General features: G+C 67.5%; 16 protein-coding genes and 1 pseudogene. 9 read left to right on the forward strand and 8 right to left on the reverse strand.

What is annotated here, in order from left to right:
- Window positions 1-87: 87 nt before the first annotated feature.
- Genes SARO_RS18940 through SARO_RS18960 form a run of 5 tightly spaced genes read right to left on the reverse strand, consistent with a single transcriptional unit; the run spans window position 88 to window position 5854 of the window.
- A complete protein-coding gene (locus SARO_RS18940; RefSeq protein WP_011906860.1) occupies window positions 88-576 on the reverse strand; it encodes an Lrp/AsnC family transcriptional regulator in 489 nt (162 codons plus the stop codon).
- Window positions 576-1130 (reverse strand): Lrp/AsnC family transcriptional regulator, encoded by a 555-nt coding sequence (locus tag SARO_RS18945; protein ID WP_011906861.1) that lies wholly within the window; start codon window positions 1128-1130, stop codon window positions 576-578. The genes SARO_RS18940 and SARO_RS18945 overlap by 1 nt, the downstream gene beginning before the upstream one ends.
- Window positions 1127-2122 (reverse strand): alpha/beta hydrolase, encoded by a 996-nt coding sequence (locus tag SARO_RS18950; RefSeq protein WP_011906862.1) that lies wholly within the window; start codon window positions 2120-2122, stop codon window positions 1127-1129. Before SARO_RS18950 ends, SARO_RS18945 begins: the two co-directional genes overlap by 4 nt.
- A 23-nt stretch (window positions 2123-2145) precedes the next feature.
- Entirely contained in the window at window positions 2146-4281 is a 2136-nt protein-coding gene (locus SARO_RS18955; RefSeq protein ID WP_011906863.1) for an FAD-dependent oxidoreductase, read from the reverse strand.
- A 16-nt stretch (window positions 4282-4297) separates the two neighbouring features.
- Entirely contained in the window at window positions 4298-5854 is a 1557-nt protein-coding gene (locus SARO_RS18960; protein WP_218119695.1) for a class I adenylate-forming enzyme family protein, read from the reverse strand.
- A gap of 167 nt (window positions 5855-6021) precedes the next feature.
- On the opposite strand from SARO_RS18960, the gene SARO_RS20410 reads away from it, so the two are divergent.
- From SARO_RS20410 to SARO_RS18975, 3 genes and pseudogenes are all read left to right on the forward strand, one after another.
- A complete protein-coding gene (locus SARO_RS20410) occupies window positions 6022-6417 on the forward strand; it encodes a VOC family protein (protein ID WP_011906865.1) in 396 nt (131 codons plus the stop codon).
- A 79-nt stretch (window positions 6418-6496) separates the two neighbouring features.
- Window positions 6497-7366 (forward strand): SDR family NAD(P)-dependent oxidoreductase, encoded by an 870-nt coding sequence (locus tag SARO_RS18970; protein WP_011906866.1) that lies wholly within the window; start codon window positions 6497-6499, stop codon window positions 7364-7366.
- Window positions 7367-7390: 24 nt separating this feature from the next.
- Window positions 7391-8184 (forward strand): annotated as a pseudogene (locus SARO_RS18975) (SDR family NAD(P)-dependent oxidoreductase).
- A 13-nt stretch (window positions 8185-8197) separates the two neighbouring features.
- Here the strand turns inward: SARO_RS18975 and SARO_RS18980 are convergent.
- Both SARO_RS18980 and SARO_RS18985 read right to left on the reverse strand, forming a co-directional pair.
- Window positions 8198-9439: a CaiB/BaiF CoA transferase family protein gene (locus SARO_RS18980; RefSeq protein WP_011906867.1), complete on the reverse strand. Its 1242-nt coding sequence runs from the start codon at window positions 9437-9439 to the stop codon at window positions 8198-8200.
- Entirely contained in the window at window positions 9436-10242 is an 807-nt protein-coding gene (locus tag SARO_RS18985) for a crotonase/enoyl-CoA hydratase family protein (RefSeq protein ID WP_011906868.1), read from the reverse strand. The genes SARO_RS18980 and SARO_RS18985 overlap by 4 nt, the downstream gene beginning before the upstream one ends.
- 100 nt (window positions 10243-10342) lie before the next feature.
- Between SARO_RS18985 and SARO_RS18990 the strand changes: the two genes are divergently transcribed.
- From SARO_RS18990 to SARO_RS19015, 6 genes are all read left to right on the forward strand, one after another.
- Window positions 10343-11242: a LysR substrate-binding domain-containing protein gene (locus SARO_RS18990; protein WP_011906869.1), complete on the forward strand. Its 900-nt coding sequence runs from the start codon at window positions 10343-10345 to the stop codon at window positions 11240-11242.
- Window positions 11243-11327: 85 nt separating this feature from the next.
- Entirely contained in the window at window positions 11328-12473 is a 1146-nt protein-coding gene (locus tag SARO_RS18995) for an acyl-CoA dehydrogenase family protein (RefSeq protein WP_011906870.1), read from the forward strand.
- A 23-nt stretch (window positions 12474-12496) separates the two neighbouring features.
- Window positions 12497-13456: an acyl-CoA dehydrogenase family protein gene (locus tag SARO_RS19000; RefSeq protein ID WP_234007480.1), complete on the forward strand. Its 960-nt coding sequence runs from the start codon at window positions 12497-12499 to the stop codon at window positions 13454-13456.
- A 125-nt stretch (window positions 13457-13581) separates the two neighbouring features.
- Window positions 13582-15267 (forward strand): FAD-dependent oxidoreductase, encoded by a 1686-nt coding sequence (locus tag SARO_RS19005; RefSeq protein ID WP_011906872.1) that lies wholly within the window; start codon window positions 13582-13584, stop codon window positions 15265-15267.
- 49 nt (window positions 15268-15316) lie between these two features.
- Window positions 15317-17140 (forward strand): acyclic terpene utilization AtuA family protein, encoded by a 1824-nt coding sequence (locus SARO_RS19010; protein WP_011906873.1) that lies wholly within the window; start codon window positions 15317-15319, stop codon window positions 17138-17140.
- Between the two features lie 4 nt (window positions 17141-17144).
- On the forward strand, window positions 17145-17963 hold the full coding sequence (locus SARO_RS19015) for a Coq4 family protein (RefSeq protein ID WP_011906874.1): 819 nt from the start codon (window positions 17145-17147) through the stop codon (window positions 17961-17963).
- 92 nt (window positions 17964-18055) lie between these two features.
- On the opposite strand, the gene SARO_RS19020 is transcribed toward SARO_RS19015, so the two are convergent.
- Complete coding sequence (locus SARO_RS19020) at window positions 18056-20479, reverse strand: TonB-dependent receptor (protein WP_011906875.1); 2424 nt, start codon at window positions 20477-20479, stop codon at window positions 18056-18058.
- Window positions 20480-20563: the final 84 nt, after the last annotated feature.

Consider the following 20563-nt stretch of genomic DNA (forward strand, 5'->3'; position numbering starts at 1 on the left):
TCGCGTGGATGGGGCGGTTGGCGGCCTATCCCCGATTGCCGCGCACCTGCCCACGCACCGCTGTCCGCCGCGCCGGGCGCGGCCTTTTCAGTCCTCGTCGTCGATGGTGGCGGGTTTGGTGATCTTGGCCATCCTGGCGTTGTACTTGACGGTCTTGACCGCGATCGAGGTTTCGACGTGGTGCACGCCGTCGATGGCGAGGATGTGGTCGGAGGCGAGTTCGACGAGGGTGTCGAGTTCGTCGATCAGGCTCATCGCGGTGATGTTGAACTGACCCATCGTGATCAGCACCGCGTTGACGCCGGGGACATCGGCGATGACCTGGGCGACCTCGCGCACGCGGTCGACGTCGGCCTGGACGTTGATGAAGGCGAGGCGGGCGAGCTTGCCCATCTCGAAGCCGGTGATCGCGGTGAACGCGATCAGGCCATCCTGCTGCAGGCGCTTGATGCGGCCGCGCACGGTGCCTTCGGTGACGCCGAGTTCGGCGGCGATCTTGCGGTTGGAGATGCGCGCGTCGAGAGCGAGCATGTCGACCAGCTGGCGGTCGAGCGCGTCGAGCTGGATCCCGGCCATCAGGCGGCTCCCCCGGTGCCGACGCGGCTTTCGATGGGGGCCACGTCGAACTGGTACTTGATGATGTCGACCACGATCGCAGGCGTCAGCGTGCGGATGCCGCGCACGCCCGAGAGCTTGTCGAGGAGGAAGTCCGACAGGTTGTCGAAATCGTGCAGCGCGACGAGCATGTCGATGTCGTAGCGGCCGGTGACCATGTGCGCGGCGACCACTTCGGGCAGCACGGCCAGGTCCTGCGCCACTTCGGAAGCGGGCCGCCCGTCAACCTCGACCGAGATGCGCAGCAGCACGTTGAAGCCGTGGGCGGAGAAATCCGAGACCGCGACCACGCGCAACTGGTTGGCATCCTCCATGCGGCGGATGCGGGTCGAAACGGTCGTCGCCGTCAGCCCAAGCTTCTCGGCTATCTGCTGGTTGTTCGCACGCCCGTTCGCTCGCAACTCGCGGATGATCGATACGTCCGTCGCGTCAAAGCTGAGTACGCGGGCGGCAAGGTTGGCGGCGGCAGCCTGCGAGCGGCGCGTGGCGCGCTTGTCGTCGAGTCCCGGCTTCACGCGTGGTCCAGACGCAGGTGGCGTTCGAAGAAACGGGCCATGAGATCGATTGCCTCGCGCGATTCGGGGATGGAGACGCTGAACCAGAAGCCGTGCGGCAGGGCTTCGAACACGTGGAGTTCGGCCAGGCGACCGGCGCGGTGGAGCGCGCGGTGGAACAATGCGGTTGCGCTCAGCACGGCGTCGCGCGTGCTGGAAACGAGCAGCGTGGGCGGGAAGCGCGACAGGTCGCCGCGGATCGGGGCGACGAGCGGGTCGGCCGGATCGGCATCGCGCAGGAAGGCTGCGCGTTCGGAAACGGGGCTGTCGAGCGGAGCGCTGACGTTGCCGTGGAAGCCGGCGAGAGTGAGGTAGTTGTAGGTATCGCCCAGCCGCGACAGGTCGCCGCCGGCAGTGAACACGCCGCAGGCGGCGGGAAGGGGCAGGCCCTCTTTCTGAAAGCGCATGACCGCCATGGCGGTGAGAAAGCCGCCAGCCGAAGTGCCGTAGACCACCACATCATCGGCGGCGCGATCCTTCAGCGCCTCGCGGTAGACGGCCAGGACATCGTCCACCGCCGCCGGATAGGGATGTTCGGGGGCCAGGCGGTAATCGACCGCCCAGACCTCGCACCCGGTCTCGGCGGCAATGGGGATCGCCTCGACCAGCGAGCCCGAGCCGACGACGAAGCCGCCGCCATGGAGGTTTATCAGCAGCTTGCCCGGATGGCGCACGCCGTCCTTGGGCGTCACGCGATGGCACCGTACGCCCGCGATCCGCGTTTCCTCGACGTTGCAGGGAAAGACCTCGAGCGCCTGAGTGGCGAGCCAGTCGAACATCGGGGCGAGCGCATCGCGCATCTGCCACATCGGTACGGGCGGGGCGTCCGGATCCTGCCCGCCCGAGGTGTCGAAGCGGAGATAGGCCTTGGCCTCCTCGCTGATCGTGTCCGGCACGTCGAGCGTGACCTTGCCGAGGTGGACCACCCCGTTCTCGACCTTGTAGCTTCCCATGATGCCTGCCCCCTGCGTTCCGATCAGGCCGCGCCGGCGACGGCGCGCACCGCGCCGCGCGCGCCGTGCATCGCGCCCTCGATGTAGCCGACGCCGTTGGCATCGCCGATGGCGTGGACTTCGAAGCCCGCCGCGCGCAGGGCTTCGGCCAGCGAAAGGTCGCCGTGCGCGCCCTTGGCGACGACCACGTTGCCCGCCGGCACGGTCTGGCGCGCGCCCGAGGCATCGGTGAACGACACGCTGTCCTTGCCGATGACGATGTCGCTGGCCCCGGCGTGAAGGCCGACGCCGTGTTCGGCAAGTTCGGCCATGAGGCGCATGCGGCGCACGAGGGTGAGGCCCTTGCCCATGCGCGGGGCTTCCTCGACCACGTTCACGGTGCGGCCGCGTTCGGAAAGGAATTCGGCCAGTTCAAGCCCGACCAGCTCGCCGCCGACGATGGTCACGGTGTCGGCCAGCGGCATCCACGCATGGGTTGCCTTGCGCACCAGCGCGAGATTGGCGGTGGCGCCGGTAGCGGCGCCGACCTTGGTGGCGATGCGGGTGAACAGGCCCGTCTTGCGCTTCAGCTCTTCCGAGCTTTCGCCCAGCATCATGCGGCGCATGTCGTCGCCGGAATAGACGTGATCCTGGTCGTTGCCGGGGATCGGCGGCATGTCGCGGATCGCGCCGGTGGCGACGATGACCGCGTCCGCGCCGATCGAGCGGAGCAGGTCGGGCGTTGCGACAGTCGACAGGCGCACGTCGATGCCCGCCTCCTTCACCTCGCGGCGCAGCCATTCGAGGATGCGCTCGTTCGGTTCGTAGGCGAGGCTGGCGAAACGCAGGGTGCCGCCGAGGCGGTCCGACTTCTCGATCAGCGTGACCTTGTGGCCGAGCGCGGCGAGCCGGCGGGCGGATTCCATGCCGCCGGGGCCGCCGCCGATCACCGCGACGCGGCGCGGGTTGGCGCCCGCCATGGGCGGTTCGCCCTCGAACTCGTTGCCCAGCCCGGCGTTCACCGCGCAGCGCGTGGGCTGGCCCATGTAGATCGCCGAGACGCAGGTATAGCAGTAGACGCAGGGGCGCACCTTCTCGGTCGCGCCTTCGGTCAGCTTGCGCGGCAGGTGCGGGTCGGCCAGCAGCTTGCGGCCCATCGCGACGAAATCGGTCTCGCCCTTGGCAATCGCGCTTTCGGCGCTGTCCACCTCGATGCGGCCCGACCCGATCACCGGGATCGACACGACCTTGCGGATCTCTGCCGTGGCGGGAAGGTTCCAGTTTTCGAGGTGGGGAATGTTGGATTCGGAGTGGAGCTTGCCGACGCTCGTATCGTGATACGACGTGATGGTGATCGCGTCGACGCCAGCGGCCTCGACCAGCTTCGCCGCTTCCTTGGCCATGTCGAGCGTGATGCCGCCGGGCTTGCCGACCTCGCGCGAGTCGAGCTTGATCCACACCGGATAGTCGCGGCCCACTTCGGCGCGGATCGCGGCGATCACCTCGAGCGTCAGGCGCAGGCGGTTCTCGAGGCTGCCGCCGTACTTGTCGGTGCGGGTGTTGGTATAGGGCGAGGTGAACGAGGACAGGAGGTAGCCGTGGCCGCCGTGGATCTCGATGCCGTCGAACCCGGCCTCCTTCGCGCGGCGCGCGCCCTGCGCGAACTGCTGCACGGCAACGTCGATGTCTTCCTGCTCGAGGATCTTGAGTTCGGGCATCTTCATGCCGGCAAGGCCCGCCAGTTCCTCCATCAGGAAGTAGTCGGTGAAGTTGCCCTTCGCTGCCGGCGGCACTGCCGGGCCCCACAGCGGATGGCCCCAGCGCGCGTGCGAGTATCCGGCGACGAAGCCGCCATGGTGAAGCTGCGTCGCGATCTTGGCGCCGTGCGCGTGGACGCGGTCGGTCAGCTTGCGCAGGCCGGGGATGAAGCGGTCGTCCGAAATCGCGGTCTGCTGCATCGCCACCGCGCCGACCGGCCAGGCAACGCCCGCCACGCCCGAGATGATCAGCCCGGCGCCGCCGCGTGCCTGTTCCTCGTGATAGGCGATGATGCGCTCGCCCACGGTGCCGTCGTCCTCGGACAGGCTGACGCCCATTGCGGTCACGGCGATGCGGTTCTTCACTTCGAGCGTGCCGATGCGGCCGGGCGAAAGGAGGTGGGGGTAGAGGTTGGACGACACGGAGCAGTTTCCTCGATCAGGCGCCGACCAGACGGTCGCGCAGGGCATGTTTGAGCAGCTTGCCGTTGGCATTGCGCGGCAGCGGCACGGTTTCGAAACGGATGTCTTCCGGCACCTTGTAGTCCGACAGGCGTGCCGCGACGTGGGCGCGCAGCTCTTCGGCGGATGCGGGCGCGCCGGCATGGACGAAAGCGACGACGCGCTCGCCCAGAACCGGGCAGGGTCGTCCGACGACGGCGGCCTCGATGACGGCGGGATGGGCGCAGAGCGCGTTTTCGACCTCGACCGAGTAGATCTTGAAGCCGCCCCGGTTGATCATGTCCTTCATCCGGTCGTGGATCGAGACATGGCCGTCGGCATCGCGGCTGCCGATGTCGCCCGATTTCCAGTAGCCGTGGACGAAGGCTGCCGCGGTTGCCGCGGTGTCGTTCCAGTAGCGGGGGATGACCATCGGCCCGGCCATCCAGATCTCGCCCTGCTCTCCGGGCGGGCATTCCCGCCCCTGGTCGTCCATGACCAGCAGGTCGCAGCACAGGACCGGCAGACCAAGCTGGCGGCTGCGTGCGGCGGCCTGGTCGGCAGGCATGATCACGGCCGGCGAGGTGGTCTCGGTCGCGCCGTAGGTATTGTGGAGGGCGAGGCCCGGCAGGCGCAACGCGAGGTCTGCGATGGTCGCGTCGGGCATCGGGGCTCCGCCGAAGCCGCAGACGCGCCAGTTCGAAAGGGCGGCGGATTCGAACTGCGGCTGCATCAGCGCGAGCGTGAGCATGGCCGGAACGACAAGCGTATAGCCGACCTGCTCTTGCGCCATGAGGCGCAGGAATTCGCCCGCCTTGAATTCGCGCATGATGACGAGGCAGCCGCCGAGGCCGAGGCTGGTGGCGAGCAGCGCGACGAGGCCGGTCACGTGGCTGGCGGGGACGGCAAGCAGGCAGCGCTCGCCTTCGCGCAGGGCATAATGGTGGCAGAAATGCAGGATCGAGTGAGCGATGTTGCAATGGGTCAGCACCGCGCCCTTGGGCTTGCCGGTCGTGCCCGAGGTGAAGAGGATGACGGCGGGCTCGTCCTCTCCGGGCAGCGGGGGGAGGGCGGAAACGGGCACATCCTGCGGCGCGAGCGTTTCCGCCAGCGGCGCATCATCGGCAATGGCCACCAGCGCCGCGAGCGCCGGCACTTGGGCGCGGTCCGGCAGGCGGGCGTCCGCTTCGTGGAAAAGCAGGCGTGCGCCGCTGGCGGCAAGGGCATGGGCGGTTTCGGCGGCGGTCTGCCGAATGTTCATCGGCACCGCGATAGCGCCGGCAAAGGTGCAGGCGAGGACGATGACGGGATACTCGATTCGGTTGCCGAGGAGCACCGCGACCCGGTCTCCGGGCGTCACGCCCAGTGCGATCATGCGCGCAGCGAGCGCGCGGGCTGCGCGGTCCAGCCCCGCATAGGTCATGCGCCTCTCGCCCTCGACCACGGCCTCGCCTTCCGGATCGCGCGCGAGGGCCGCGGCGAGGAATTCGGCAAGATTGCGGGGACGGTCGGCAAGGCACCGCACCACGCGGCCATGATGCAGCTCATGGCGCAAGGTTGGACATTCCTGCCGAGGCGGGGTTGGACGCATTTATCCTCTCGTTACGCCTTTCGGCTTGTCATTGCGTAAGCAATGCGCGATCACGCTACGATAATCAAGGATAACTGGTCGCGTCTTCGCAATCTTGCGAATGTGGGCCGCAGGTAGAGGAGAACCCGACGATGGCAGCGCTTTCCGGCTTTACCAAACTGATCTGCCGCGACGAAGAGGCGATGGCCGCTTATTACACGAAGGTCTACGGCTACGACGTCGTGCAGCGGGTTTCGGGCACCAGCGACGGCGAACCCTTCCGCGAAGTGATTCTCGCGCCGGGCGGTGACTGGACCAAGGGCTCGCTGGTCATGTTCAACTTCACCGAGCGCGATGCCCCGCGCGACCAGCAGGTGATCCTGGGCTTCGTGGTCGACGATCTCGACGCGACGGTCGCGGGCATCGAGAGCAATGGCGGCAAGCTGGTGGGACCGATTCGGGAAGAAGCGGAACATGGCGTGCGGGTGGTGTTCTCCACCGATCCCGAAGGCGCGCTGTGCGAGAACGTGCAGATGATCGCACACTGAGAAGATCGTCGCTTCCGGCCGTTGACGTGGCCTGAATCGATAAGTTAGCAAACACTTTCAATAAGGGAGAGGCGGGCCGATGGCGCGTGAGACAGACAATCGGGACCGGGATGCTTTCGCGGGCGGCGTGGCCGTCATTACCGGTGCCGGATCGGGCATCGGCGCGGGGCTGGCGCGGCGCGCGGGCGAACTGGGGATGACGGTGGTCGTCACCGACATCAACCAGGAAGGCGCGGCGCGCACCGTGGGCGAGATCGAGGCGGCGGGCGGCAAGGCCGAGGCGCTGCGCGTCGACGTTTCGCAGCCCGAGGAGCTCGACCGTCTGGCCGAGACGGTCTTCGCGCGCCACGGCGAAGTGCGGCTGCTCATCAACAACGCCGGCATCGAGACGGTCGGCTATACCTGGGAAGTCCCTGCCGCTCGTTGGGAGGCGACGCTCAACATCAACCTCCACGGCGTGATACACGGCGTCCGCGCCTTCGTGCCGCGCATGATCGAAAGCGGCAAGGAAGCGTGGATCGGCAACCTCTCGTCGGTCGGCGCGTTCGGCGCGATGCCGGCCCAGACCGCCTACGTGGTGACCAAGCATGCTGTGCAGTCGTTCACCGAATGCCTCTATCTGGAAATGCAGCTCAAGGGCCTGCCGATCCATGTTTCGGCGATCGTGCCCGGCATGATCCGCACCAACATCTTCAACGCCGAGGCCGGCGACGGCGAGCCGGCGCATTCGCAGGCCCATCGCCGCGCAATGTTCGAGATGATGCGCGACTACGGCATGGACCTCGATGAAGGGTGCCGCCTGTTCCTTGAACAGATGGCCGAGAAGAAGTTCTGGGCGCACAGCCAGCCCGACCAGAGCGAGCAGATCATCGCCGGACGCATCCGCTTCCTTCAGGAGCAGATTCCGCCGATCATGCCCGACATAGCGCTCCAGATCGCGAGGGATTGAGCCGTGGGGCGGCTGGAAGGGAAGGTGGCGATCGTCACCGGGGCGGGGCGCGTCGGCAATATCGGCGTCGCCGTTGCGCGGGCGTTCCTGCGCGAGGGAGCACAGGCGGTGGTCGGCACCGACTTCCGTCGCGAGGAAGCCGAGGCGATTGCCGACCTCGTGAAGGCGGACGGTTCGCAGGGCAGTTTCGTGCTGATGGAGCAGGACGTCACCAGCGAGGCCGACTGGGCGCGGGTTAGCCGGGAGACCGTCGACCGGTTCGGCCAGATCGATGTTTTGGTGAACAATGCCGGCATTTCGATCCACGGCAGCATCGCGGGCACTTCGCTGGATGACCTGCGCAAGGTCATGGCCGTGAACCACGATGCGTTGTTCCTGGGGATCAAGGCCTGCGCGCCGCATCTGGCCGGCGCGGTGGCGCGGTTCGGCGGTGGCGGGGCGATCATCAACAACCTGTCGATGGCGTCCTACATGCCGAACGCCACCAACATCGGCTATCACGTGTCGAAGGCGGCGGGGCGGATGCTCACGGTTTGCGCGGCGCTGGAATACGGACGCAGAAGATCCGCGTCAATTCAATCCATCCCGGCGTGACGATGACGCCGATCCTTCGCGAGGGGCTGGATGCCTATGTCGCCAATGGCATGTGGGATTCGACCGAGGCGGCGGAACAGGCGCTGGCGGCGATGAACCCGCTGGGAATATCGAGCGTGCCAGAGGATGCGGCGAACGCCTTCGTCTATCTTGCCAGCGAGGAGGCGCGCTTCGTGACCGGCGCTGCGATCTGCCACGATGGCGGCATCGGCCTGAAGTATTGACCGGACGCCGGGGTCAAAGCCTTTCGGCGATGACTCCGGCGGCCATCAGGCGTTCGATCTCGGCTGCGTCCAGCCCCAGCACGCCCGTCAGAACCGCGCGTGTATCCTCGCCCGAGCGGGGCGGTGCGGTTCGGTAGGTGGCGGGGGTGGCCGAGAGCTTGGCCGGAAAGCCGAGCACCTTGACCGGGGTGCCGTCGCTCCGCTCCATCTCGTGGACGAGGCCGCGCGCCTCGATCTGGGGATGCTCGAGCACTTCGGGAATCTCGTTGACCTTGCCGCCGGGCAGACCCGCCGCCTGCATCGCCGCGATAAGCTCGGCCGCCTTCCACTGCGCGATGACCGGGCGCATCACGCCAAGCAGGGCATCGCGGTTCACGCTGCGCCCGCCGCTTGCTGCAAAGCGGGGATCGTCGGCAAGGGCGCCAAGGCCGATCATCGCCATGAACTGGCGGAACTGGCGGTCGTTGCCGATGGCGACGAGGATATTGCCGTCCGCGCAGGCGAAGTCCTGGTAGGGCACGGTGTTGGGGTGCTGGTTGCCCAAGCGGCGCGGCACCATGCCGCCGTTCATCCAGTTCGACGCCTGGTTGGCAAGCAGCGAGACCTGCGTGTCGAGCAGGGCGAGGTCGATGTGCTGGCCTTCGCCGGTGCGGTTGCGGTGGTTGAGCGCGGCGAGGATCGAGACCGTGGCATAGAGCCCGGTCTGGAGATCGCAGACCGGCAGGCCGACCTTCATCGGCCCGCCTCCGGGCTCGCCATCGGGCAGGCCGGTCACGCTCATCAGGCCGCTCATCCCCTGGATCAGGAAATCGTAGCCGCCGGTGTTGCGCATCGGTCCGGTCTGGCCGAAGCCGGTGATGGAACAGTAGATGACGTCCGGCCGGATCGCTTTCACCGAAGCATAATCGAGCCCGTACTTCGCAAGGCCGCCGACGCGGAAGTTCTCGACCACGATGTCGGCCGTTTCGGCGAAGCGGCGGATCAGCGCGGCGCCCTGCGGATCGGCAAGATCGATGGCGACCGAGCGCTTGTTGCGATTGGCGCAGAGGTAGTAGGCCGCGTCGTTGCTGCCGTCGTCAAGGAAGGGCGGGCCCCAGCGGCGGGTATCGTCGCCCTGGCCAGGCTGTTCCACCTTGATGACTTCCGCGCCCAGATCGCCCAGGATCTGGGTACACCACGGCCCCGCCAGCACGCGCGACAGGTCGAGGACGCGCAGGCCCGCCAGGGGGCCTGCCGGAGAAGCCTCGCCAGTCACTCGCCCTTCAGCTCCGGCTTGCGCTTTTCGAGGAAGGCGCTGACCGCCTCGTGGTGATCGTGGGTGTGGTGGGCAAGCGCCTGATAGGCGGCGGAGAGTTCCAGCAGGGGGCCCAGCTTCATGTCCTGCCCTTCGCGCAGCAGGCGCTTGGCCATGCGCGTGGCGTGGCCCGGATTGGCGGCGATCGATTGCGCGATCTCGAGGGCGCGGGGCAGCAGTTGGTCGGGAGCGACGACTTCGCTGACGAGCCCGTATTCCAGCGCCTTTGCCGCATCGATGGTATCGCCGGTCAGCGTCATCAGGCTGGCGCGGGCCATGCCGATGACGCGCGGCAGCAGCCACGCTCCGCCGTCGCCCGGAACGATGCCGAGCTTGACGAAGCTTTCGGCGAAGACCGCATTGTCGGACGCGATGCGGATGTCGGTCATGCAGGCAAGGTCGAGGCCTGCGCCGATGGCCGGGCCGTTGACCGCCGCGATCACCGGCACTTCCAGTTCGTAGAGCGCCGCCGGAATGAGCTGGATCCCGGTGCGATACTGGTTCCGGATCGAGAAGGGCGAGCCGCCGAACATGCCGGTCTTGTCGGCCATGTGCTTGACGTTGCCGCCCGCGCAGAACGCCTTGCCCGCGCCGGTCAGCACGACCGCGCGCACGCCCGGGTCGCGGGTCACCTCGGCACAGAAAGCGGCGATTTCCTCGCTGTGGGCGGTTTCGGAAATGGCGTTTCGCGTTTCGGGGCGGTTGAGCGTGGCGACGACGACGGGACCATCGCGTTCGACCAGCAGGAAGGGGGTTTCGTCCATCGGCAGATCCTCTCGCTCGCAATCTTGCACGTCATGGCTAGTGGGGTGGCCTGGAAATGCCTAATATTGATTTCGCCGCTATCGATAGGAATTGAGTATCATGGACCTTCGCCAGCTCCGCTATTTCAGCACGCTTGCCGAGACGCTCAACTTCCATCGCGCGGCGGAGCGGCTGCACATGTCGCAGCCGCCGCTGACCGTGGCGATCCGCAAGCTGGAAGAAGACCTTGGCGTGGCCCTGTTCGAGCGCGATCCACGCGGCGTGCGGCTGACGGCTGCGGGGCGGGCCGCGCTCGATCCCGCGCGCGAGGCGCTGGCCGCAGCCGAACGGGTACGCGAGGTGGTGCGGCAGGGCGCGGCGGGCCTGCGCGGGCGCCTGTCAATCGGCTTCATCGGCTCGGCCATCGGCGAGCTGGTGCCGCGCATCGTCTCGCCGTTCCGCCAGGCCTATCCGCAGGTCGAGCTGGTGCTGGAGGAGATGAACAGCGTCGAGATCGTCCGCGCCATTGCGGCGCGCCGGCTCGATCTCGGGCTGGTGCGCTTGCCGGTGCTGGATTCCTCTCCGGTCGAGATCGACGTGATCGAGCGCGACGTTCTGGTCGCGGCGATCCCGCGCGAGGACGCGCTGGCGCGGCGGCGCGAGGTTGCGCTGGGCGACCTTAGCGAGCGGTCGTTCATCCTCTACAGCTCGGTGAGCGTGTTGCATGCAGCGACACGCCTTGCCTGCCAGCGCGCCGGCTTCGTGCCGCGCGTGGCGCAGGAGGCTACTCAGGTCCAGACGATCCTCAGCCTTGTCGAGGCGGGACTGGGCGTCGCGCTGATCCCGGCCAGAAGCGCGCGCTTTGCCGGGGCGGGGGTACGCATCGTGCCGCTGGCCGAGCCGATCCCCATCGACATGGGCCTTGCCCGCGCGCCCGGCGCGGGGCCGGTGGCGGCGAACTTCGTGAGGGCGGCGCTGGCCTTGCACGATAGCAAACCGATATCGCAACTCGGAAAATAAATATTTGATCGCACCGGGCGCAAGCGCCATCCCCGCGTCATTGCGGGCCGTTGCCCCGCGACCAACGGTATAGGAGCCGGCCTTCGTGTTCGACAGCCTGACGCTTGCCACCCTGCCGGACGAGGACGAAGCCCTGCGGCCCGCGATCCGCGCGTTCATTGCGAAGCACGTCGACGGCCTGCCTGCCGATCGCCGCGCGCGGTCCTGGCAGGGTTTCGATGCCGCATTCAGCCGCGCGCTGGGCGAGGCGGGCTTTCTGGGACTGACGCTGCCCGCGGAATACGGCGGCCAGGGGCGCGGCGCCTTCGCGCGGTTCGTGGTGGTGGAGGAGCTGCTTTCGGCAGGCGCGCCGGTTGCCGCGCACTGGATCGCGGACCGGCAGAGCGCGCCGTTGATCCTCAACTTCGGAAACGAGGCCCAGCGCCGCCGTCACATCCCCGCGATCTGCCGGGGCGAGCAACTGTTCTGCATCGGCATGAGCGAGCCCGGTTCCGGATCGGACCTCGCCAGCGTGCGCACCCGGGCCGAGCGCAACGACAAGGGCTGGGTCGTGAATGGCCAGAAGATCTGGACGACGGGCGGGATGCATTGCGACTACATGATCGCGCTGGTCCGCACGTCGGGCACTCCGGCGGACCGGCACGCCGGGCTGTCGCAGCTCATCATCGACCTCAAGGCGCCGGGCGTGACGGTGCGCCCCATTGTCGACCTGACCGGCGACGCGCACTTTTCCGAGGTGTTCTTCGACAACGTGCAACTGGGCGAGGACGCGCTGATCGGCAACGAGGGCGACGGGTGGAAGCAGTGCACCGCCGAACTGGCGTTCGAGCGTTCGGGGCCTGAGCGGATCTATTCGAGCGTGGTCCTGCTCGATGCCTGGGTACGGCATTTGCGGACGGCGGGGCGCGGCGATGCCGCACCGCTGGTCGGACGGCTGACGGCAGAGCTTGCCACCCTGCGCGCCATGTCGATCGCCTGCACCGCGCGGCTGGCGGCGGGCGAGAGCCCGGTGGTCGAGGCGAGCATCGTCAAGGACCGGGGGACCGGGCTGGAACAGGAGCTGCCGGTGGTGATCGGCGACGATCTTGCCGCTCATCCGGACGAGCCAGTGAGCGAGGAGCTGTATCGCACGCTGGTCTACGTCACCCACGTCGCGCCGAGCTTCAGCCTGCGCGGCGGTACGCGCGAGATCCTGCGCGGGATCATCGCACGCGGCATGGGCCTGCGGTGAAGGCGGGAGAGGGAGCGATGGACATGAACGAACTTCTCGAACCTTTCGTCCGCATGCTGGATGCGGTCGCAACGCCCGCCGCGATCCGGGCGGTAGAGGCTGGCGGCGACTGGCGCGCCATGTGGGACGAGATCGCGGCTTCCGGCTTCCTTGATGCCATGGTGGCCGAGGAGCATGGCGGCGCGGGACTGACGCTGGCGCAAGTGCAGCCGCTGATCGAAGCGCTGGGCGCGCGCGCGGTGCCGCTGCCGGTTGCCGAGACGATGGTGGCGCGAAAGCTGTTGGCCGATGCGGGCCTTGCCGCGCCCGATGGGCCGGTGGTGCTGGCGACTTCCGCGGCGTGGCCGGTGCCCTGTGCGCTGGTGGCGAGCCATGCGCTGGTCGATACCGGCGCGGCACTGGTGCTGGCCGAAGTGGCCGCGCTTTCGCCGCGCGCCACGGGCGTGGTGCATTCGCTGGCCGCCGTGCTTCCGGGCGCGCCGCAAGGGCCCGCCCTGCCGAGACCGGAAGCCGGGCTTCGGGCCGTGGCGGCAGTGCTGCGCGCGTGCCTGATCGCGGGCGGCGCGGCGCGGCTTTGCGACATGGCGACGGCTCATGCCGGTGACCGCGTGCAGTTCGGCAAGCCAATCGGGCGGCAGCAGGCGCTGCAGCAGATGCTGGCGGTCATGGCCGAGGACATGATCGCCTGCCGCATCGCCGCGCAGCTTGGCGCATCGCGCGGGATCGCCGTGCCAGAGGCGCTGGCGGCCACCGCGAAGGTCACCACGTCGGCCGCAGCGCCGCGCGTGGCGGCAAGCGCGCATGCGGTCCACGGGGCGATCGGGATCAGCGAGGAATACGACCTCCAGCTCCTGACCCGCCGCCTGCACGAATGGCGTCTGGCCGACGGGTCTGAGGGCTATTGGGCCGCACTGTTGGGTGCGGCGCGGCTCGGCAGCGGGGTGGATAGCGTGGAATGGGTGCGGGAAAGCGTGTTCTATTGAATAATTCGTAGAAATACACTTCGTGTCCTACGCATGGTGTTGACATTGCGAGGCGCATGGCTGCATCTGCGTTTCCTGAATAAGAGGGCTCCCGCGGAGAGTCCAAGGGCAGGATCGAGACGGGCATGGAGTGGAACAAGGAAGTCGACGTCGTCGTCGTGGGATCGGGTGCGGGCGGCATGCTCAGCGCGCTGGTTGCGGCGAAGAACCGGGCCGAAGTGCTCGTCGTCGAGAAGGACCGCCTGTGGGGCGGCACCAGCGCCACGTCCGGCGGCGGCATCTGGATTCCCGGGAGCGACCAGGCAAGGGCGGCAGGCTTCGAGGACAATCTCGACGATGCCTTCCGCTATGTCCGCGCGCTTTCGGCGGACAACGTGCCGGACGAGAACATCCGCGCCTATGTCGATAATGCCGCCGCGATGCTGCGCTGGGTGACGGCCAACACAAAGGTCGTCTACACCGCGCAGCCGTATCCCGATTATCATGCCGAAAATCCCGGCGGATCGGTGACCGGCTTTCGCACGCACCTGCCCGAGATGTTCGACGGCACGCTGCTGGGCGCGGACCTCAAGACGCAACGCTTCCCTTCGCCTGCGGCAAGCTTGTTCGGCTATCTCAACTGGACTTTCGCGGAAACGTACCAGCTTCTCTATCGCGGCAAGGGCTGGATGACCGGCCTGATGCGCAACATGGCGAAGTACTGGCTGGACCTGCCGCTGCGCTTCACGTCGCGCAAGGACCGGCGCCTGACGCTGGGCAATGCCCTGACCGGGGGCCTGCGCCATGCGTTGAACCAGGTGGGTGTGCCGCTGTGGTTGAACACGCCGATGAAGGAACTGGTCACCGAAGGCGGCGCGGTGGTGGGCGTCGTGGTGGAGAAGGACGGCAAGCCGTTCCGTATCCGTGCGCGCAAGGGCGTGGTGCTGGCCGCCGGCGGGTTCGACAAGAACCAGCAGATGCGCGACGCCAACGCGCCACTCTACAACAAGGCACAGCTTTCGGGCGGTGTCACGAGCAACACCGGCGATGCAATCGTGGCCGGCCAGGCCATCGGCGCGGGCACCATGAACATGCATTCGGCCTGGGCGGCGCCGGTGTTCTACGTGCCGGGCGAGGATCGCGGGCGGCTGTGCACGATCGAGCGTGCGTTGCCAGGGTGCATCATGGTCAACCAGAAGGGCCAGCGCTATCTCAACGAGGCGGCGTCCTATCACGTGGTCGGCCAGCAGATGGCGCGGCGCGAGAAGGAATTCGGCGATGCTTCGCCAAGCTGGATGGTCTTCGACCACCGCTATCGCCACCAGTTCCCGATGGGGCCGCTGCTGCCGCTGGTGCCGGACTGGATGCAATCGGGCGCGGTGCGCTCGATCCTCAAGAAGGGGCGCACGATCGGCGACCTGGCGCGGCAGATGGGCGTCGATCCGGCAACGCTCGAAACCAACGTGGCCCGCTTCAACCAGTTCGCGGCCAAGGGTGAGGACCCGGATTTCCATCGCGGGCAGGCGGCCTACGACCGCATGTACGGCGACTATCGTCACCAGCCCAACCCGTGCCTGCGTCCGCTGACCGAGGGGCCGTTCTACGCCCTGCCGATCTATCCGGGCGACATCGGCACCAACGGCGGCCTGCGCACCAATGCGCGCGCGCAGGTGGTCAGCGATGCGGGCCAGCCGATCCGGGGTCTCTATGCCGTGGGCAACAACGCCGCATCCGCGATGGGCGAAAGCTATCCCGGCGCGGGCGTTACCATCGGGCCGGCCATGACCTTCGGCTATATCGCGGCACGGGACCTTACCGGCGCGAACGACTGATTTCCGGCGCAGCCGGGAAACACCGGCGCGCTGCCTGAGAGGACAAGCGATGGGTGATGCGGTTCGGGGTGCCGAAGGCAAGGTGGTGCGCATCGGCGGCGCCAGCGGGGCGCTGAACGACAGCGCCATCGCGGTGCCCGCGCTGCTGACCGTGCCGGGACTCGATTACCTCGCCTTCGACTATCTCGGCGAAGGCGCCATGGGCATCTTCCGGCGCATGAAGCAGGCCGATCCGGCATCGGGCTTCCTGCCGGACTTCGTCGACATCCATGTCGGACCGTATCTGGCCGAACTCAAGGCGCGCGGCATTCGCGTCGTCGCCAATGCCGGCGGCATGAACCCCGAAGGGCTGGCGGAACTCATCCGCAAGCGCGGCCGGGAACAGGGGCTGGACCTGCGGGTGGCCACGGTGACCGGCGACGATGTCGAAGCGCTGGTTCCCGCGCTGAGGGCCGAGGGCTTGCGCGACATGTACAACGGCATGCCCCTGCCCGAAGGCGGCATCGGGCTTCACGCCTATCTCGGCGCGTTTCCCATCGCGCGGGCGCTGGCGGCGGGCGCGGACATGGTCATTACCGGGCGCGTGGTCGATTCCGCGCTCATCCTGGGGCCGCTGATTCACGAGTTCGGCTGGGGCGCCGAGGACTACGACCTGCTGGCGGCGGGCACTGTCGCCGGCCATCTTCTGGAATGTGGCGCGCAGGCGACGGGCGGCACCTTCACCGACTGGCAGGACGTGCCCGACTGGGCGAACATCGGTTTTCCCGTGGGCGAATGCCATGCCGACGGCAGCGTGGTGATGACCAAGCCCGAAGGCACGGGCGGTCTCGTTTCGGTAGGGACGATCGCGGAGCAGCTTCTCTACGAGGTCGGCGATCCGCAAGCCTACATCGTTCCAGACGTGGTCTGCGACTTCACCGGCGTGACTGTGGAGCAGGTCGGGCCGAACCGCGTGCGCGTGGCCGGCGCGAAAGGCTATCCACCTACCGGATCGCTCAAGCTGTGCGGCACTTATGACGACGGCTGGCGCTCGGTCGCGCTGATCCCCGTCAGCGGGATGGATGCGGCGGCCAAGGCGCGGCGCACGGCGGACGCGCTGCTGGAACGCACGGGCCGGATGCTGCGCGAACGCAACTGGGGCGAGTGGCGGATGACGCACAGCGAGGTCATCGGCACCGAGACCGCATGGGGGCCGCGCGCACAGGCGCTTGGCCCCCGCGAAGTCCTGCTCAAGATCGTCGTCGATCACGACAATCCTGCCGCCTGCATGTTGTTCGGGCGCGAGCAGACGACCGCAATCATGAACATGGCCGTCGGAACGTCGATTGCCCCGATCATCGCCGCGCCGCGCGCCTTTCCGCTGACCGGCATGGTCTTCGGCCTGATCGGGCGCGACCGGGTCAAGGCGCGGGTGTGGCTGGACGGGACCGAGCTGGACTTTGACGATCCTGTCCGCGCCGGGTTCGATCCGGCGAAGATCGTGCGGCCCGCCGCGCCGGCATTGCCGGAAACGTCAGGGCCGCTGGTCGAAGTGCCGCTTGTCCGGCTCGCCTGGGCAAGGAGCGGCGACAAGGGACGCCTGTTCAACGTTGGCGTGATCGCGCGCGAGGCGCGGTTCCTGCCGTGGATCCGCGCGAGCCTGACCCAGGCAGCAGTGACCGACTGGTACCGGCACCTGTTCGACGATCCTGCCCATGCGCGGCTGGAGATCTTCGACGTGCCCGGCTGCCACGCGATCAACATCCTGGCCCACGATGCGCAGGGCGGCGGCATCAACGTCTCGCCGCGCCTCGATGCCGCGGCCAAGAGCATGGCCCAGCACCTGCTGGAAATGCCGGTGCGAGTGCCGCAAGCGATGATCGAAAGAGGATAAGCCGATGGCCGACGACCTGCCCTACCTTGCACGCGGCGCAAAGCCGGTGGCGACCGACAGCACTGTGCTGGTCAGCAATTCGCCGTACCTCAACGAGCCGCGTCTGCGCGACTGGCTGGCGACGGCCTACCTGCGCAAGAGCGGCAAGGATTCGCCGACCACGCTCGACGCACACAAGCTCTACATGATCCTGGCGGACGTGTTCGACGTGCCGCGGATCGAGGAACTGTTCACGCAGGAGCGCAAGCGCTGGCCCGAACTGGACCGGTGGTTTGCCGAAGGGTTCTCGTCCAACTTCACCGTCGACGAATTGCTGGCCCATCCGCAAGGCTCGCTGGGGCATACCTTCGGGCGTTACCTGCGCGACAACGGCTTCGAGATTGACATCGTTCCGCGCTTCGAACCGCGCAACCAGTTCGAATACTTCTCGCTGCGCAGCGGCCAGACGCACGATCTGGAGCACATCGTCTGCGGCGGTGGGTTCGACATCATCGGTGAACTGGTGCCCTATTTCGCACGGCTATCGAACCTGCCGCGCTTCCTCGATCCGGAACTGGTCGGCCTGATCAACGCGGGGCAATTGCTCGGCGCGCTGCGGCTCGTCTCGCGCACCGGGCTGCACTACCAGCAGGCCTTCCCGACGGTGCTCAAGGCGATCCGCTGCGGGATGGACGTGGGCGAGCAGTCGGGGCCGTTCTGGATGGCCCGCTACGAGGACGTGTTCCACCTGCCGATCGACGAGGCGCGCAACGCGCTGGGCATCGTCGGCGCGGTGGATCTCGACAGCCGCGAGGCTTCGATGAACTGGCCGGAATACTGGTAAGGCGTACTGGTAAGGCGTACTGGTGAGGGCCGCGCGCCCGCGGCACACCGACGGGGCGAATGGGGGCACCGACTGGCGATGCCCCCCGACGCTTAGAAACTGACGCCCAGTTCCACGCCGTAAGTACGGCCGCGTTCGTAGTTGCCGGTGAACAGCAGCACCGGCGCACCGAAGCCCACATAGCGTTCGTCGAACAGGTTGTCGCCGAACACGGAGAGCGACATGCGCGCCCCGCCGAGCGGCACGTCGGCGACGCCGAGGCGACCGTTGACCAGCCAGTAGCCAGGCTGGCGGTTCAGGTCCTCGAGCGCGGGCTGCCCGGTCAGGATGCTCCGCAGCGGGGTGGAGGTGAGGTAGTAGGAGCTGCGATAGCGCCCTTCGACCAGCGCCGTCACATGCCCGCCATCGTTCCCGAAATCGGGCGAATTGTAGACCGCCGCAGCGCGGCCCGTCCATTTCGAGAAGTAGGTCGGCCGCGCGAACGAGGCGACATCCTCGCCGTTGAGGATGAAGGTCTTGTAGTCGAAGTCGGTATAGCCGACGCTGCCCGACAGGTTCAGGCCCTGGACCGGGACGATGTCGAGTTCGGCTTCGAAGCCCTTGATCTTGGCCTTGCCCGCGTTGTCGAAGAACTGCCGTCCGTTGATGAAGTTCTGCGTCTGCAGGTCCTTGTAGTCGTTGTAGTACGCGGCGACGTTGAGGCGCACCTTGTTGTCGAGGAACTGGGTCTTAGCGCCCACTTCGTATGACGTCAGGTTTTCAGGCCGGTAGGGAATGCCGCTGAGGATGCCGCCCGAGACGTAGCCGGTGGCGACCTTGGCGAAAAGCGTGGTCTGCTCGGTCGGGCGCCAGGTGGCGATGCCGGTGTAGGTCAGCTTCTTGTAGGTCGCCTTGTAGTCGCCCACGCCCAGCGAACCACCCTGCGCGCCCGAGATCACGAGGATGTTCAGCTCGCGATCGTCGATCGTGCCGCGCAGGCCCGCGGTGATGTCGAAAGTGTCGGTCAGGTGCCAGGTGAGCTGGCCGTATCCCGCCATGGAATCGTTGACCCCGATGGTGCGGGTGATGCCGCTGCCGAAGACCGCATCGAGCGCGCTTGGCACGATCGTGGCGGAGGGCGCTGGCGAGAGGATGCCGAGAACTTCGGTGCCGGGCGAGCGTTCGTGGAAGTAGAACAGGCCGGCGGTGAGATCGAACTGGTCGGTCGTCACCTGGAACTGCAGTTCCTGGCTGAACTGCTTCTGGCTGGTCGCGCGGGCGCTGAGCAGCGGGAAGAAGTAGTCGTTCGGGCCGGGCAGGTTGGCCGGGTTGAACAGGGCCGCCTGGATCTGTTCCGGCGTCAGGCCGGGCGTGATCAGCGCGCCGAGCTGCTGGAAGGTGAAGCGCATGCCGCCGGCCGAGCCGAGGTCGAAGACCACCGGGTCCTGCCGGAACTTGCGGAACGCGGTGATCGACTTGACGGTGAGGTTGTCGTTTGCGGCAAGTGTCAGCGTCAGGCTGTGGCCCTGCGTCACCGTATGCTCGTCGCTGGTCGCGGCGGCGACCGACTTGAGCGGGCCGTCGACGCCATAGTTGGTCGTTCCGCCGAAGAACGGCTGGAGCGCGACGATGGGGGCAAGCAGCTGGCCCGAGGCATCGGGGATGACGCCGAAGCTCTGCATCGCGCGGCCCGAACCGTGGGAGTCGGTATAGTCGAAGCGATAGTCGGCGGTAAGGTTGCCGAATTCGCCGCGCACCGCGACCTGCCCGCCGTCGACGTTGCGATAGCCAAGGCGCTTCACGAACTTCTGCGTGCCGAATTCGGGCGCGCGCAGGGACAGGTTCAGGCCCTTGTCCGCCATGGTGTTGGCGACGTCGCCGTCGATCTCGTCATGCAGGTAGGAGAGGCGGACCGAGAACGGGCCGATCTGCGGCAGGTCGAGCGAGACCTTGCCGCGCCAGGCATCGTAGTTACCGTAGGAGCCGGTCGCGCGCACGCCCCATTCACCCTTGGGCGCGGCGGTGACGATGCTGATCGCGCCCGAAGTGGCGTTGCGGCCGAAAAGTGTGCCCTGCGGCCCGCGCAGCACTTCGACGCGCTGGATGTCGCTGAAATCGAGCAGCGAGCCGACCGCGCGGCCGATGTAGACGCCATCGATGTAGATGCCGACCTTGGGATCGACCGAGTTGCTCGACGTGCCCGAGGCGACGCCGCGGATGATGATCGTGGGGTTCGACTGCTGCCCTTGCGTGTTGAGCTGGAGGCTCGGCGCGAGGCCGGCGAGGTTGCGCACGCTGTTGACGCGCAGCGCGGCGAGCTGTTCCGAGCCGATGGCGGTCACGGCCACGGGCACCTTCTGCAGGCTTTCCTCGCGGCGCTGGGCGGTGACGATGATTTCCTGGACCGAGGCCTGCTGGCCCTCGCCTGCGGATTGCTGCGCATCCTCTTCGGCGTAGGCCGCCGGCGCGAGCGCAAGCGCCCCGAGCGCAAGGATCGATCCGCGCAGCAGGCTGGTGCGCAGTTCCGTCTTGGTCATTCCCGTCTCTCCCTCTTTTGTTGTGCTTGTCTTGTCGTTGTTCTTCCGTGCCGCCCGCCATTGTATGCAACGCACGGCAAACGG

Origin of the sequence: Novosphingobium aromaticivorans DSM 12444, assembly GCF_000013325.1 — a bacterium.
Taxonomy (GTDB): Bacteria; Pseudomonadota; Alphaproteobacteria; order Sphingomonadales; family Sphingomonadaceae; genus Novosphingobium; species Novosphingobium aromaticivorans.